Raw genomic sequence first — 14,634 nt, 5'->3', positions numbered from 1 at the left:
CGGCTCAGACGGACGCGGTCTGCGCCACCGTGGCGTACGCCGTCGTGGCCGGTGCCCGGTCGTAGCGGTGCAGGACGAGGCGGGCCAGGGCCGGGTGGGTGCCGAGCGGGGCCGCGGCGATGCCGGGCGCGGCCGCGGCGGTCTCCGTGGCGAAGCGGCCGGGGGCGGTGAAGTACGAGGCGACGGCGATCCGGTCGCGGCCGCGGGCGGCGAGGGAGCGGGCGGCCGTGGCGACGTCGGGGGCGGTGGCGGAGGCGTAGCCGGGGACGACGGGGACGCCGAGGCGGTCGGCGAGGAGCGCGGCCGTGCGGCGGACGTCGGCGGCGGCGTGCGGATCGCGGGATCCGGCGGCGGCGAGGACGACTCCGGCGCGGCGGCGATCGCGGTCGGTGGACCGCTCGGGCCAGCCGGCCTCGACGAGCCGGTCGTGGAGGGCGTCGACGAGCAGCGGGTGCGGGCCGAGCGGGTCCGCGACGCGGGTGCGCAGGTGCCCGGCGGCGTCGGCGGCCCGCGGCAGATCGTGCTTGACGTGGTGGCCGCGGGAGAGGAGTAGCGGCACGAGGACGGCCCGGCCCGCGGGCAGGTCGGCGAGGGTGTCGCTCAGCAGCGGCTCGTTGAGCTCGATGTGGCCGAGGCGGACCGTGAGGCCGGGGCGTCGCTCGCGTATCCGCTCGACGAGCTCGGAGACGGTGGCCAGGGCCCGTGGGTCGCGGCTGCCGTGCGCCACGAGCACGAGGGCGGGCGGCTGCCGGTGCCCGCGCAGCGGGGACACGTGGCTGAGTCTGCTGCCGAGCTGGTCGCTGATCATGGTGAGGAGTCCCGCCGTGCCGACTGTGTGATCGAGGTAGGTCGTGCCGTGGTCCATGGGGCCGTACGACTCGTCCGTCATGAACAGATCGTGCCGGTCCCCGGTTGCCGGGCTGTTGCCGGGCGGTGACGGGTGGTTGCCGGTCGTTCACGGGGCGGGCCGCGCGGCGGTGAGCAACCACGCGGCCGCGCGGCGCGTCTCCTGTCAGCACCGAGCCACGACTGCCCCGGGGGTCCCGAATGCGTCTGCCACGTCCACGCCTGCCGCGCACCAGGAGGGCGCAACGCAGGACGGTGCAGGTGGTGATGGCTGTCTGTGTGCTGGCGCTGCTGCCGGCGACCTGGCTGTTCGTGTCGACCGGGGACCTGCTGCGGACGGTGGCGGACGCGCCGCGCGGCGAGGTGGCGGTGGTGTTCGGTGCGGGCCTGTGGAACGGGGAGCCCTCGCCGTACCTGGCGCACCGGCTCGACGCGGCGGCCGAGCTGTACCGCACCGGAAAGGTCCGCGTGCTCCTGGTCACGGGCGACAACAGCCGCGAGGAGTACGACGAACCCGACGCCATGCGCGCGTACCTGACCCGCCACGGGGTGCCGTCCCGGGCCGTCGTCAGCGACTACGCGGGCTTCGACACCTGGGACTCCTGCGTCCGCGCGAAGAAGATCTTCGGCGTCGACCGCGCCGTCCTGGTCACCCAGGACTTCCACGCGCGGCGCGCGGTGGCGCTGTGCGAGGCCGCGGGCGTCTCCTCGTACGGGATCGGGGTCGCCGAACCGCACGACGTGACCTGGTACGCGGGCGGGGCGCGGGAGACGCTCGCGGCGGCGAAGGCGGCGCTCGACGTGGTGGTGCGTCCTGATCCGCACTTCCTGGGACGCGAGGAGCAGGGCGTGCGCGAGGCCCTGGGCGCGACCTCACGCCGTCCGTAGGACGGCCGGGAGATGCTCGTTCCGGCTACGTAACCTCCAGGCGCGCCGACCGGCAACACACCCGGCGCACCCTCAGGGGCATGCTCAACACCACGGCGACGCCCACCCACTGCCCGTACTGCGCCCTGCAGTGCGGCATGAACGTGCTGCCCGGCACCGAAGGGCCCACGGTCGAGGGTCGCGCGGAGTTCCCGGTCAACCAGGGCGCGCTGTGCGGCAAGGGCCAGAGCGCCGCCTCCGTGCTCTCCTCCCAGGTGCGGCTCACGGAGCCACTGGTCCGCAGCCCCGCCACCGGTCGGCTCACACCCGCCACCTGGGAGGAGGCCCTGGACAAGGTCGCGGACGGTCTGGCACGCGCGCGTACCGGGCACGGTCCGGACGCGTGCGGCGTGTTCGGCGGCGGCGGCCTGACGAACGAGAAGGCGTACGCGCTCGGCAAGTTCGCGCGCATCGTGCTCGGCACGTCGCAGATCGACTACAACGGCCGGTTCTGCATGTCGTCGGCCGCGGCCGCCGGGCAGAAGGCCTTCGGCCTGGACCGGGGTCTGCCGTTCCCGCTGGAGGACATTCCGCGTACGGGCTGCGTGATCCTGGTCGGCTCGAACCTGGCCGAGACCATGCCCCCGGCCCTGCGCTACCTCAGCGAACTCAAGGCCAACGGCGGCACATTGATCGTGATCGACCCCCGCCGCACCCGCACCGCGGACCAGGCGGACCTGCACCTGGCGCCCCGCCCCGGCACGGACCTGGCGCTCGCGCTCGGGATGCTGCACCTGGTGGTCGCGGAGGGCCGGGTCGACGAGGAGTACGTACGCGGCCGTACGCAGGGGTGGGAGGAGGCCCGTTCGGCGGCGATGGCGCACTGGCCGGAGTACGTGGAGCGGGTCACGGGCGTGCCGGTGCCCCAACTGCGCGAGGCGGTCGGCATGTTCACGGCGGCCGAGCGGGCGATGGTCCTCACCGCGCGAGGGCCCGAGCAGCAGTCCAAGGGCACGGACACGGTCGGCGCGTGGATCAACCTGGCGCTCGCGACGGGGCGGCCGGGCCGGCCGTACTCCGGTTACGGGTGTCTGACCGGCCAGGGCAACGGTCAGGGCGGCCGCGAACACGGCCAAAAGGCGGACCAGTTGCCCGGCTACCGCAAGCTCACGGATCCGGCGGCGCGGGCGCATGTGGCGGAGGTCTGGGGTGTGGACCCGGACACGCTGCCGGGCCCTGGGCGGTCGGCGTACGAGTTGCTCGACGCGCTGGGCGGAGACATTCAGGCACTGCTGCTGATGGGCTCGAACCCGGTGGTCTCGGCACCGCGCGCGGCCCACATCGAGTCCCGGATCCGCTCCCTGGACTTCCTGGCCGTCGCCGATGTCGTCCTCTCCGAGACCGCCGAACTGGCCGACGTGGTCCTGCCGGTGACGCAGTGGGCCGAGGAGACCGGCACGGTGACGAACCTGGAGGGGCGGGTGCTGCTGCGGCAGCGCGCCCTGACACCCCCTCCGGGGGTGCGTACGGACCTTTATGTCCTCCAGGAACTCGCGGCCCGTCTCGCACCCGACCTGGAGAAGGGCTTTCCGACGGATGCGCGGGAGGTGTTCGACGAGTTGCGGCGGGCGTCGGCGGGCGGTCCTGCGGACTACTCCGGGATCAGCTACGACAGGCTGGCCGAGGGCGAGGGAATCTTCTGGCCGTGCTCCTCCGACGACGCGGCCGCCGACGCCGACGGCCCCGGCACGCCGCGGCTCTTCCTCGAACGGTTCGCCACGGAGGACGGGCGGGCGCGGTTCGTGCCGGTGACGCATCGGCCCGCGGCGGAGGAGCCGGATGCGGAGTATCCGCTGTATCTGACGACGGGGCGGGTCGTGGCCCAGTACCAGTCCGGGGCCCAGACGCGGCGCGTGCCGGAGCTCAACAAGGCGGCTCCGGAGGCGTTCGTGGAGCTGCATCCGCGGCTGGCGGGGCGGATCGGGGTCGCGCAGGGGGACGTGGTCGCGGTGACGTCGCGCCGTGGCCGGGTCGAGGCTCCGGCCCACCTCACCTCCACGATCCGCCCGGACACCCTCTTCATGCCGTTCCACTGGCCGGGGGCGGGGCGGGCCAACACCCTGACGAACCCGGCGCTCGACCCCACGTCCCGCATGCCGGAATTCAAGGTGTGTGCGGTGCGGGTGGAGCGGGTGGGGTGACGTTGTTGCGCGGCACCGGGTTCCTGTCACCTGCGCCGGGGCGGGGGCCCTCGTGCGTGGTGCGCGGCACCGGGGTCTCGCCATGTCGGCCGGGGCCGGGGCCCTCGTAGCCTGGCGCGCCGCACCGGGCGCCGCCTTGCCCACCCTGCCGCCCAAGGCGGCAGATTGCCCAAGTCGGTGACGGCCGGCCGTAGGTCTGCGCGGCACGTTGGCCCGGGCGGGCACCCCGTCGGGCCGACGCCCCCGGAGGGGGCGGGTGGTGGGAGATGGGCGGGGCAAATCAAGCCCCTCCGGCGATTGAGGAGCGGGGTCCGGGGCGGAGCCCCGGTCTTTCCAGCCCCGCCGGCGTTTGAGGCGCGGGGGCCGGGGCGGAGCCCCGTGGCGGGGGCACGGGCCACCCCGGTCCTTCACAGGGCCGACACCGCGGATCCATGGACTCCATTTGTCATGACCGCCTAAAACTGAACCAGCGTCAGGAAGTTGCCGCTCATCTCACCGTCCCCACGGAGCCGCCTGATGAGACACATACGGACCACATCGCGCCTCACCACCGGCATCACCACCCTGGCCACCCTCCTCGCCGCCACCCTCGCCCTCGCCCCCACGGCGACCGCGGCCCCCTCCGCCACCACCGCCGAGGCCACCTCCGTACGGGACGTGATCACCGACCCCGACGGGACCCGGCACACCCGTTACGACCGCACGTACGGTCAACTCCCCGTGCTCGGCGGGGACTTCGTCGTGCACCAGGCCGCGGACGGCACGTACGAGGGCACCGACCGCGCCGTCTCCGGCAGCGTCTCCGTCCCCACCACCACGCCCCGCCTCTCCGCCCCCAAGGCCGCGGACCTCGCCACGACGCTCCTGCGCGAGGCCAACCCCGGCAGGGTGCTCCACAGCCTCATGGCCAAGCCGCAACTCGTCGTGGACGCACTGCACGGCAGCCCCAAACTGGCCTGGCGGACGACCGCCGCCGCGAAGGACTCGCTCGGCAACCCCATGGCCCGCACCGTCCTCACCGACGCCACCACCGGCGCCGGGATCGACGCCTGGGACAGCCTCGAAACCGCCACCTCCGCCGCGGCCACGGGCGACGGCCGCTCCCTCTACTCCGGCACCGTCCCCCTCACCACCACCCGCGCCTCCTCCGGCGGCTACCAGCTCGACGACTCCACCCGCGGCAACACTTACACCGGCGACGCCGCCAACAAGACCGACACCTGCATCCTCGGCATCTGCCTGGAGCGCGCCCCCGCCAAGGTCTACAAGGACGCCGACAACCACTGGGGCACCGGAAAGACCGCGGACCGGAGCACGGCCGCCGTGGACGCCCAGTACGGCACCGACCAGACGTGGGACTACTACAAGGACGTCCACGGCCGGATCGGCATAGCCGACGACGGCAAGGGCTCGTACAACCGCGTCCACTACGGCAAGGACTACAACAACGCCTTCTGGGACGACAACTGCTTCTGCATGACGTACGGGGACGGCGACGGCAAGACGTTCGGCCCGCTGGTCGCCCTCGACGTCACGGGCCACGAGATGTCCCACGGCGTCACCTCCTCCACCGCGGCCCTCACCTACTCCGGCGAGTCCGGCGGCCTCAACGAGGCCACCTCCGACATCTTCGGCACGCTCGTCGAGTTCCACGCGAAGAACGCCTCCGACCCCGGCGACTGGCTCATCGGCGAGAAGATCGTCAAGCCCGGCGCGAAGACAGCGGCGCTGCGCTTCATGGACAAGCCGAGCCGCGACGGCAAGTCGGCGGACTGCTGGAACTCCGACGTCGCCGGCCTGGACGTGCACTACTCCTCCGGCGTCGCGAACCACTTCGCGTATCTGCTCGCGGAGGGCAGCGGCCCGAAGACGATCGGCGGCGTCCACAACGACAGCCCCACGTGCGACAAGTCGAAGCTCACCGGCATCGGCAAGGAGAAGCTCGGCAAGATCTGGTACCGCGCGCTGACCATCTACATGACGTCGTCGACGGACTACAAGGGCGCACGCACGGCGACGCTGAAGGCAGCCAAGGACCTGTACGGGGCGGACAGCAAGGAGCACGCGGCCGTGGCAGCCACCTGGTCGGCCGTGGCGGTGAACTGACCGGGCATCACCCGGGCGCCGCCTGCCGTCACCCGGTCGCACGCCTCCCCGCTCCCTTCGGGTACTTTCCGGCGGACACCCCGGTGACCTGCTGGAACGTACCCGTCGGGCCGTCAGAAGTACTGTCTGCGCAGGTGTCATGACGTCACATCAGGAGGCGGGCGGCCACGACTGGCACTTACCTCGACCTTGGCAGGGCGCGCCCGTCGCCCGCGAAGGAGCTTGGACGATGCGCGTGCGCAGGGGCATGGGCCGACCGCTGACCGCGGCGGCGTTCCTCACCACCGCGGCCACGACGGCGATGCTCGCCGTCGCCGCCCCCGCGACCGCCGCGCAGGGCGGCCTGGAGGTCTACCCGGCGACGGCCGCCCCGGGCGACCGCGTCACGGTGGACACCACCGCGTGCGGCGGGAGCGACACGGCCACCGGTGACGCCAGCGCGGTCGGCGCGGGCACCTTCACACTGGCGCCGGCCACCCCGAACGCCTCGAACGCCACAGGGCGCTTCCGGATCCCGGTCTCCGCGCAGCCGGGAACGTACGAGATCGTCGCGAAGTGCGCGAGCGGCCCCGAGGTGACGGGCGACCTCATCGTCTCCGTGACCGGCACCGGCGCCTCCGTGGCCCAGCTCCCCAGGGGCCACGTGAACACGGGCGTCGGCGGCGCGCTCGGCCCCGAACCCACGCGGACCTCCGCGGGCGTGGCGGCGCTGGCGCTGGCCGCCGCGGGCGGCACCTGGCTGCTGCACCGCAGGGCACGCGGCGACCGCATCTGAGCCACCACCCCGCGAAGCACCAGCACCGCCCCGTGAAGAACTGCGAGGAACCCCAGCCCCCATGCGCAACCCCAAGCGCACCGGCACGCGCCCGCGCGCCACGCACCGCGTGAACTCCGCCATAGGAGCAGCCACCACCCTGGCCCTCGCCGCCGGCGCCTGGCTCCTGGCCAGCGGCGCGGAGGGGCAGCCGCCGCCCCAGCCGTCCGCCGCGCAGGCCCGCGTCGACCGGGACCGCGAAGCACCGGCCGCCGCTCCCCTGGCACCGTCCCCGCCGGACCGCGTCCGCATCCCGTCGATCGAGGTCGACGCCCCGCTGATGGGCCTGGAGCTGACCCGCTCCGGCAGCCTCGACGTGCCTCCGGCCGGCAAAAAGAACCTCGCCGGCTGGTACGAGGCGGGCACCAAGCCCGGCGAGACGGGTACGGCGGTGGTCGCGGGCCACGTCGACAACGCGCGCGGCCCGTCCGTCTTCTACGCCCTGGGTTCGCTGAAGCGCGGCCGCACGATCGAGGTGGCGCGGCGGGACGGTTCGGCCGCGGTGTTCACGGTGGACGCGGTCGAGGTGTACGACGCGAAGCACTTCCCCGACGCGAAGGTGTACGGCGCGGCCCGCCGCCCCGAACTCCGGGTGATCACCTGCGGCGGACCGTACTCACGCAAGACGGGCTACCAGGGGAACGTCGTCGTCTTCGCGCACCTGACGGGCAGCCGGTAGCCGCGCCCAAAAGGGAGTCGGCTCACGCCACCCACTGCTCGTACGCCATCTTCACCACCAGCGCGCACACCACCGTCAGCAGCACCACGCGCACGAACCCGGCGCCCCGCTTCAGCGCGGTGTGCGCGCCCACCATGCCGCCCGCCAGGTTGAACACCGCCATCAGGCCCGCGAGCTGCCAGTACACCTGGCCCTTCCAGGCGAACATCGCCAACGCGCCCGCGTTGGTGCAGCAGTTGACGATCTTCGCGGTGGCGGAGGCGGTGACCAGGTCGAGGTGGAGGATCGCGGTCAGGGCGAGGACCAGGAAGGTGCCGGTGCCCGGCCCGATCAGGCCGTCGTAGAAGCCGATGCCGAGGCCCGCGAAGCCGATGGCGGCCCAGATCCGGCGGGGCGAGGCGGGGATCGCCGTCGGCGCCGTGCCGAACGCCGGGCGGAAGATCACGAACGCGCCCACCGCCACGAGCACCACCATCACGACCGGCTTGAGGACCTCCGTGCTCATCCCCGTCGCGAGCAGCGCCCCGCCGGTCGACCCGACGAGCGCGGCCGTGCCGATGCGGACGGCGAGTCGTACGTCGACGGGGGCCTTGCGGGCGTAGGTGACGGCGGCGCCGGTGGTGCCGACGATGGCGACGGCCTTGTTGGTGCCGAGGGCGTGGCCCGCCGCGGCGGAGTTCGGCAGACCGAGGAGAAGGGCCGGGAGCAGGAGCAGTCCGCCGCCGCCCACCACCGCGTCGACCCAGCCCGCCGCGAGCGCGGCGATGCACAGTACGACGACGGTGGTCAGGGATATGTCAGGCATGATCAGGACTCTACGGATCCGCCGCCTGCACGGCCCACGGCCCCCTGGAAGGCTGAGCTGGATCTGAGGGTTCCGTACCGGTATGTGGGACGGCCCGGTCGGGGGCCGGGGGCGCCGCCGGTTCGACGGTGAGCGCGAGGCACGCCGCGACCACGGCGCTGGCCGAGGCGAGCCCGGCGGTGAGCCTGCGACGGGCCTGGACGGTGGGGGCGTGTGCGGTGCGGGTGGGTCTGGTGTGGCGGCCCATGGCGGTGTGTCTTCTCTTCTCCGGGAGAGGGGGCGGGGCTGGGCGTGGCGTCGCGTGGTCAGTACGTGAAGGACTCCGCGTATATGCGGCTCTCGGGGACGCCGGCCCTGTTCAGTGCCGCCGTCGCCGTCGTCGTCATGCCGGGCGGGCCGCACAAGTAGACGTCGTGGTCCGCGAGTTCGGGCACGAGGTCGCGCAGGGCCCCCGGGGCGAGGGAGTCGAAGGCCGCACCCGAGGGGCCGAGGAGATAGTGCAGGGCCGCCTTGCGGGTGCGGGCGATGGACTCCAACTCCTCGCGCAGGACCAGCTGTTCGGCGCTGCTCGCGCGGTAGAGGAGCGTGATGTCCCCGGGTTCGCCGGGGAGCGTCTCGAACAGCGCCCGCAGCGGCGTGATGCCCACTCCCCCGGCCAGCAACAGCACCTTGCGCCGGGTGCGGCGGTGCGCCGTGAGCGCGCCGAACGGTCCGGTCGCGACCACCCGCACCCCGGGCCGCAGCCGCCGCACCCGGCGGGTGTGGTCGCCGACGGCCTTCACGGTGATCCGGACGTGGTCGCCGTCGACCGGCGCGGACAGGGAGAACGGCAGCGCCGTGTGCCACAGCCGCCGCGTCAGGAACCGCCAGCGCAGGAACTGGCCCGGTTCCGCGCGCAGCAGGCCCAGGTCGGTGCCGCGCATCAGGACCGAGGCGACGCCGGGGCCATCCTGCCGTACGTCGACGATCCGCAGCCGGTGCCGCAGCGCCTGCCGCACCGGCACGACCAGCCGATACCAGACCAGGAGCACCGCGACGGTGGCGTGCAGCAGCGACCACAGGCCGAGGCCGATCGGGCTGGACGCGATGTCGGGGCCGGAGAGCTGGTGGGCGAAGGCCAGCGCCGCGGCCACGTACGTCAGCAGGTGCAGCCCCTGCCACGCGCCGTGCCCGACGCGGCGCCGGACGGCGCGGGCGCTGCTCACGCCGACCGCGGTGAACAGTGCGGTGCCGGCCGCGGCGGCGGCGAGCCCCGGGTAGCCGAGCAGCTCGGTGACCGTGCCGACCAGGTCGGTTCCGGTGTGCGCCGCGTACCCGCACAGGGCGAGCAGGACGTGGGCGGCGCAGAGGGTGAGGACGTGGCGGCCGCCGCGCGCGTGGTGGCGGGCGAGCCGGTCGGCGCCGATGCCGTGCTCGACGGCGGGCACCCGGGCCATGAGGAAGAGCATGACCAGGATTCCGTACCCGGCGAGCAGGCCGGTCAGATGGGCGCCGGTCGTGAACAGCGCGTCGATCCGTGCCGAGGGGCGGACCTGCGCCATCCACAGGGCGGTCACGAGCAGCGCGCCCGCGCGGATCCCCGCCCGCAGCTGGTGCGCGGTGAGCCGGGCGGGCGCGGCGGGCCGCACGCGGGGTGCCCTGCGGGGGCGCGGCGGGATCGGCGGGGCCTTGCGGCGCCGCTCGGTCTGCCTGCGGTAGGACGCCAGAGCGGGGTAGCGGGCGAGTTCGTGGTCGACGGCCTTGGTGGTCACGACCGGCACACTAGGCTCGACGGACCCCGGATTTCGGCTGGTCAGCGCCGTACGAACGATCCTTAAGGCGCCCTTGAGGACGGACTGAACACGGGTTAAGCCATCGACGGCGAACGACCCTCACCACGCCCCTCACAGACCCGCCGCCGCGCCCGTACGGAACCCTCACACCGCCACCCGCCCCCCGCTGAGCGCAGCGTTCCTCGTGGGAAACGAAGGAGACGCCACCGAGAAACACCCGCCACGCACGCTGCGATACATGACCGCACCGTACGAGCACGACGACGCCACGACCGGCCCCGGCCGCGTCGTCGTCATCGGCACCGGCCTCGCCGGGACCCGTATCGCCCACCGCCTGGGCGAGCGGGCCATGCTGATCGGCGAGGAGACGCACGCCCCGTACAACCGCGTGCTGCTCGCGGAGGTGCTGGCCGGGACGTACGCGCCGGAGGTCATCGAGCTGCCCCGCGCCACCGTTCCGCACCTGCGCACCCGCGCCGTCCGGATCGACCGCGAGCGGCGGCTCGTGCAGTGCGAGAACGGGGACGAGGTCGGATACGACACCCTCGTCCTCGCCACCGGCTCGAACCCGGTACTGCCCCCGCTGCGCGGCCTGTTCGCGCCCGATGCCACCGAACTGCCGGGCGGCGTCCACGCGTTCCGCACGATGGACGACTGCCTGGCACTGTCCGAGGCCGTCACCGATGGCACCCGCGCCGTCGTCATCGGCGGCGGCCTCCTCGGTGTCTCCGCGGCCCGCGCGCTCGCCCGGCGCGGCGCGCAGGTGGTCCTCACCCAGCAGTCCGAGCGGCTGATGGAGCGCCAGCTCGACCCGAACTCCTCCGAACTCGTCCGCCGCCACCTCACCGCGCTCGGCGTGGAGATCCACACCGAGTGCCGGGTGCGCGGCGTCGGCGTCGTCGAAGGACACGTGCGCCGCGTCGAGCTGCACGACGGCTACGTGCTCGGCACCGACGTCACCGTCCTCGCCTGCGGCGTCCGCCCGCGCGCCGGTCTCGCGCAGGCCGCGGGGCTCGACGTCCGCAAGGGGATCGTCGTCGACGACGCGCTGCGCACCAGCGACCCCCGCATCCGCGCGGTCGGCGACTGCGCCCAGCACGCCGACACCGTCTACGGCCTCGCGACGCCGGCCCTGGAACAGGCCGACGCGCTCGCCGACCTGCTGACCGGATCCGACGCGGCGCACCCCGGGTACACCGGCACCCGCACCCTGACCCGGCTCACCCTCCCGCACGAGGCCGGGCCGCTGGACCTCGCCGCGTTCGGCGAGACCGAGGCGCTGCCCGGCGACGACGTCGTGCAGCTCGCCGACGCCACCCGCGGCACGTACCGGAAGGTCGTCGTGCGCGGCGACCGTCTGGTCGGCGGGGTGCTGATCGGGGAACTGGCCACGGTCGGCGCGCTCGCGCACGCCTGGGAGTCCGACGAATCACTGCCCGCCGACGACGCTGTCGGCGCGCCTCTGCTGCACCTGCTCACCCACGACGGAGGCCTCTGACATGCCGACCGACAAGGCACTGCCCACGATCGTCCTCATCGGCCACGGCATGGTCGGCCAGCGTTTCCTCGAGGCCGCCGCCGAGCGCGGGCTCACGGACTCGCACCGCGTGGTCGTCCTGTGCGAGGAGCCGCGCCCCGCCTACGACCGCGTGCACCTCACCTCGTACTTCTCGGGCACCACGCCCGAGGAACTCTCCATGACGGACCCGGAGTTCATCGAGAAGCACGGCATCGAGCTGTACGTCGGTGACCCCGCCGTGGTCGTCGACCGCGAGTCCCGCGTCGTGCACGCCCGCTCCGGGCTCAAGGTCCCCTACGACACGCTGGTGCTGGCCACCGGCTCGTACCCGTTCGTCCCGCCGGTGCCCGGCAAGGACGCGACCGGCTGCTTCGTGTACCGGACGATCGAGGACCTGTACGCGATCGAGGAGTACGCGAAGAGCAACGCGACGGTCGGCGCCGTGGTCGGCGGCGGCCTCCTCGGACTCGAGGCCGCGGGCGCGCTCCAGGGGCTCGGACTCGCCACCCACATCGTCGAGTTCGCGCCGCGCCTGATGCCGGTGCAGGTCGACGAGGGCGGCGGCGCGGCCCTGTTCAAGACCATCAGCGACATGGGGCTCGACGTGCACACCGGCGTCGGCACCCAGGAGATCGTCACGGACGCCGACGCAGCGGTGCGCGGCATGAAGCTGTCGGACGGCAGCGAACTCGCCACGGATCTCGTCGTCTTCTCCGCCGGCGTCCGCCCCCGCGACCAACTCGCCCGCGACATGGGCCTGTCGGTGGGCGAGCGCGGCGGCATCACCGTCGACGAGCGGTGCCGCACCAGCGACCCCGACATCTTCGCGATCGGCGAGTGCGCGCTGGCCTCGGACGGCCGGGTGTACGGGCTCGTGGCCCCCGGCTACGAGATGGCGCTCGCGGTCGCCGACACCATCGCCGACGAGGACGCGTCGTTCACCGGCGCCGACCTCTCCACCAAGCTGAAGCTGCTCGGCGTCGACGTCGCCTCGTTCGGCGACGCGCACGGCGCCACCGACGGCTGCCTCGACGTCGTCTACTCGGACTCGCGCTCGGGCACGTACAAGAAGCTCGTGATCGGCGGCGAGGGCGAGCTGCTCGGCGGCATCCTCGTCGGCGACGCGGAGGCGTACGGGACGCTGCGCGCGCTCACCGGGACCGTGCCACCGATCGCCCCCGAGCAGCTGGTTCTCCCGGCGGGCGCCGGCGCGCCCGCCCAGCTCGGCCCGGAGGCGCTGCCCGACGAGGCCGTCATCTGTTCCTGCCACAACGTCACGAAGGGCGCGATCTGCGAGCACACCTCGCTGCCCGAGGTGAAGAAGTGCACCAAGGCCGGTACCGGCTGCGGGAGTTGCGTCAAGCTCATCGGCCAGCTGCTGCCGAAGAGCGGTGACGACGGGCTGTGCGGCTGCTTCAAGCACACCCGCGAGCAGCTGTACGAGATCGTGCGCGTCAAGCGGATCACGACGTACGCCCAACTCCTGGACGAGCACGGCCGGGAGGGTGCGCGCGGCGGCGAGGGCTGCGAGGTCTGCAAGCCGACCGTCGGCTCGATCATCGCCTCGCTCGCCCCGTCGATCGGCGCGGACGGCTACGTACTCGACGGCGAGCAGGCCGCCCTCCAGGACACCAACGACCACTTCCTCGCCAACCTGCAGAAGAACGGCTCGTACTCGGTCGTGCCCCGGATCCCCGGCGGCGAGATCACCCCCGAGAAGCTGATCGTGATCGGGGAGGTCGCGCGGGACTTCGGTCTCTACACGAAGATCACGGGCGGCCAGCGCATCGACCTGTTCGGCGCACGGGTCGACCAACTGCCGATGATCTGGGCCAAGTTGGTGGACGCCGGCTTCGAGTCCGGGCACGCGTACGGCAAGGCGCTGCGGACCGTGAAGTCGTGCGTGGGGCAGACCTGGTGCCGTTACGGGGTGCAGGACTCGGTCCGGATGGCGATCGACCTGGAGCTGCGCTACCGGGGCCTGCGGGCACCGCACAAGCTGAAGTCGGCGGTCTCCGGGTGCGCCCGCGAGTGCGCGGAGGCCCAGTCGAAGGACTTCGGCGTCATCGCCACGGCCAACGGCTGGAACCTGTACGTGGGCGGCAACGGCGGCATGACACCACGTCACGCCGACCTGCTCGCCCAGGACTTGAGCGACGCCGAGCTGATCCGCCTGATCGACCGGTTCCTGATGTTCTACATCCGCACCGCCGACCGCCTGGAGCGCACCGCGACCTGGCTGGAGCGGATCGAGGGCGGGCTCGACCACGTACGGGACGTCGTCGTGCACGACTCGCTCGGCATCTGCGACGAGCTCGAAGCCCTGATGCGGGCGCACGTCGCGCACTACCGCGACGAGTGGGCCGAGACCATCGACGACCCCGAGCGCCTCGCCCGCTTCGTGTCCTTCGTCAACGCCCCCGACACCCCGGACCCGACGGTCCGCTTCATGCCCGAGCGCGACCAGATCAAGCCCGAGCTGCCGCTGATTCCCCTGGAAGGACTGGCTGTCCGATGACCATCGCTCCTGAACTGACGACCACTCTCGTGCAACTCGACGTGGACGGCGAGCTGTTGGCCGTGTGCGAACCGTCCCGCCTGAGCGCGGGGCGCGGGGTCGCCGTCCTGCTGCCGGACGACCGGCAGGCCGCCGTCTTCATGGACCGCGCGGGCCACGTGTACGCGATCGACAACACCGACCCGTTCACCGGGGCGTCCGTACTCTCGCGGGGACTGCTCGGCTCGGCGGAGGGACGGCCGTTCGTGGCCTCGCCCCTGCTGAAGCAGCGGTTCGACCTGGAGACGGGACGCTGCCTGGACGACGACGGGGTCACCGTCCGGACGTACGCGGTGCGTTGACACCCCCTGCACGGGGCCGTGACATCAGTCACAGAGAAAACGCAGGGATAGAGAGCAACTTTCACAATCTGTCCATATTTCAACTCCAGTAAGCGCAGAACACCGCTTACACCGGGACAGAAAGCCCCGCACGGGCGCCCTCGAACCGTCTTAGGATCTCGGCCTC

11 protein-coding genes are annotated in these 14,634 nt (G+C 72.9%); 8 read left to right on the top strand and 3 right to left on the bottom strand.

What is annotated here, in order from left to right; translation table 11 throughout:
• Window positions 1-4 precede the first annotated feature (4 nt).
• Window positions 5-865, bottom strand: a complete 861-nt coding sequence (locus OG746_RS28750) for a sirohydrochlorin chelatase (protein WP_266725490.1) — start codon at window positions 863-865, stop codon at window positions 5-7.
• Window positions 866-1,047: 182 nt separating this feature from the next.
• Here OG746_RS28750 and OG746_RS28745 point away from each other — a divergent pair, with 182 nt between their 5' ends.
• The 5 genes from OG746_RS28745 (at window position 1,048) to OG746_RS28725 (ending at window position 7,513) form a co-directional block, all read left to right on the top strand.
• Window positions 1,048-1,734, top strand: coding sequence for a SanA/YdcF family protein (locus OG746_RS28745; RefSeq protein ID WP_266719911.1), 687 nt, complete (start codon window positions 1,048-1,050; stop codon window positions 1,732-1,734).
• An 80-nt stretch (window positions 1,735-1,814) separates the two neighbouring features.
• Window positions 1,815-3,914, top strand: a complete 2,100-nt coding sequence (locus OG746_RS28740; RefSeq protein ID WP_266719909.1) for a molybdopterin oxidoreductase family protein — start codon at window positions 1,815-1,817, stop codon at window positions 3,912-3,914.
• Window positions 3,915-4,430: 516 nt separating this feature from the next.
• Window positions 4,431-6,020, top strand: coding sequence for a M4 family metallopeptidase (locus OG746_RS28735; RefSeq protein ID WP_266719907.1), 1,590 nt, complete (start codon window positions 4,431-4,433; stop codon window positions 6,018-6,020).
• Between the two features lie 229 nt (window positions 6,021-6,249).
• Entirely contained in the window at window positions 6,250-6,795 is a 546-nt protein-coding gene (locus OG746_RS28730; RefSeq protein ID WP_524540485.1) for a GVDTG sorting domain-containing protein, read from the top strand.
• A gap of 61 nt (window positions 6,796-6,856) precedes the next feature.
• Window positions 6,857-7,513, top strand: coding sequence for a class F sortase (locus OG746_RS28725; protein WP_266719905.1), 657 nt, complete (start codon window positions 6,857-6,859; stop codon window positions 7,511-7,513).
• 22 nt (window positions 7,514-7,535) lie between these two features.
• Here the strand turns inward: OG746_RS28725 and OG746_RS28720 are convergent, their stop codons facing one another.
• Complete coding sequence (locus OG746_RS28720) at window positions 7,536-8,318, bottom strand: sulfite exporter TauE/SafE family protein (RefSeq protein WP_266719903.1); 783 nt, start codon at window positions 8,316-8,318, stop codon at window positions 7,536-7,538.
• 305 nt (window positions 8,319-8,623) lie between these two features.
• Complete coding sequence (locus OG746_RS28715) at window positions 8,624-10,078, bottom strand: ferric reductase-like transmembrane domain-containing protein (RefSeq protein ID WP_266719901.1); 1,455 nt, start codon at window positions 10,076-10,078, stop codon at window positions 8,624-8,626.
• A gap of 250 nt (window positions 10,079-10,328) precedes the next feature.
• On the opposite strand from OG746_RS28715, the gene OG746_RS28710 reads away from it, so the two are divergent.
• From OG746_RS28710 to nirD, 3 genes are read left to right on the top strand one after another with little or no spacing between them, the layout of a single operon-like run.
• The gene (locus tag OG746_RS28710; protein WP_266719899.1) at window positions 10,329-11,588 is read left to right on the top strand and encodes an NAD(P)/FAD-dependent oxidoreductase; all 1,260 of its coding nucleotides are present in this window, start codon (window positions 10,329-10,331) and stop codon (window positions 11,586-11,588) included.
• A 1-nt stretch (window position 11,589) separates the two neighbouring features.
• Window positions 11,590-14,127, top strand: a complete 2,538-nt coding sequence (nirB, locus tag OG746_RS28705; RefSeq protein ID WP_266719897.1) for a nitrite reductase large subunit NirB — start codon at window positions 11,590-11,592, stop codon at window positions 14,125-14,127.
• Entirely contained in the window at window positions 14,124-14,468 is a 345-nt protein-coding gene (gene nirD, locus OG746_RS28700) for a nitrite reductase small subunit NirD (RefSeq protein ID WP_266719895.1), read from the top strand. Before nirB ends, nirD begins: the two co-directional genes overlap by 4 nt.
• Window positions 14,469-14,634 lie beyond the last annotated feature (166 nt).

Origin of the sequence: Streptomyces sp. NBC_01016 (assembly GCF_026341035.1) — a bacterium.
GTDB lineage: Bacteria > Actinomycetota > Actinomycetes > Streptomycetales > Streptomycetaceae > Streptomyces.
Note: the sequence above shows the minus strand (reverse complement) of the source record. Positions and strands in the feature narration are given on the sequence as shown.

Bases quoted from the DNA above. Each gene is read 5' to 3' on its own strand.
- OG746_RS28750 (WP_266725490.1), bottom strand. From the start codon at position 865: ATGGACCACGGCACGACCTACCTCGATCACACAGTCGGCACGGCGGGA.
- OG746_RS28745 (WP_266719911.1), top strand. From the start codon at position 1,048: ATGCGTCTGCCACGTCCACGCCTGCCGCGCACCAGGAGGGCGCAACGC.
- OG746_RS28740 (WP_266719909.1), top strand. From the start codon at position 1,815: ATGCTCAACACCACGGCGACGCCCACCCACTGCCCGTACTGCGCCCTG.
- OG746_RS28735 (WP_266719907.1), top strand. From the start codon at position 4,431: ATGAGACACATACGGACCACATCGCGCCTCACCACCGGCATCACCACC.
- OG746_RS28730 (WP_524540485.1), top strand. From the start codon at position 6,250: ATGCGCGTGCGCAGGGGCATGGGCCGACCGCTGACCGCGGCGGCGTTC.
- OG746_RS28725 (WP_266719905.1), top strand. From the start codon at position 6,857: ATGCGCAACCCCAAGCGCACCGGCACGCGCCCGCGCGCCACGCACCGC.
- OG746_RS28720 (WP_266719903.1), bottom strand. From the start codon at position 8,318: ATGCCTGACATATCCCTGACCACCGTCGTCGTACTGTGCATCGCCGCG.
- OG746_RS28710 (WP_266719899.1), top strand. From the start codon at position 10,329: ATGACCGCACCGTACGAGCACGACGACGCCACGACCGGCCCCGGCCGC.
- nirB (WP_266719897.1), top strand. From the start codon at position 11,590: ATGCCGACCGACAAGGCACTGCCCACGATCGTCCTCATCGGCCACGGC.
- nirD (WP_266719895.1), top strand. From the start codon at position 14,124: ATGACCATCGCTCCTGAACTGACGACCACTCTCGTGCAACTCGACGTG.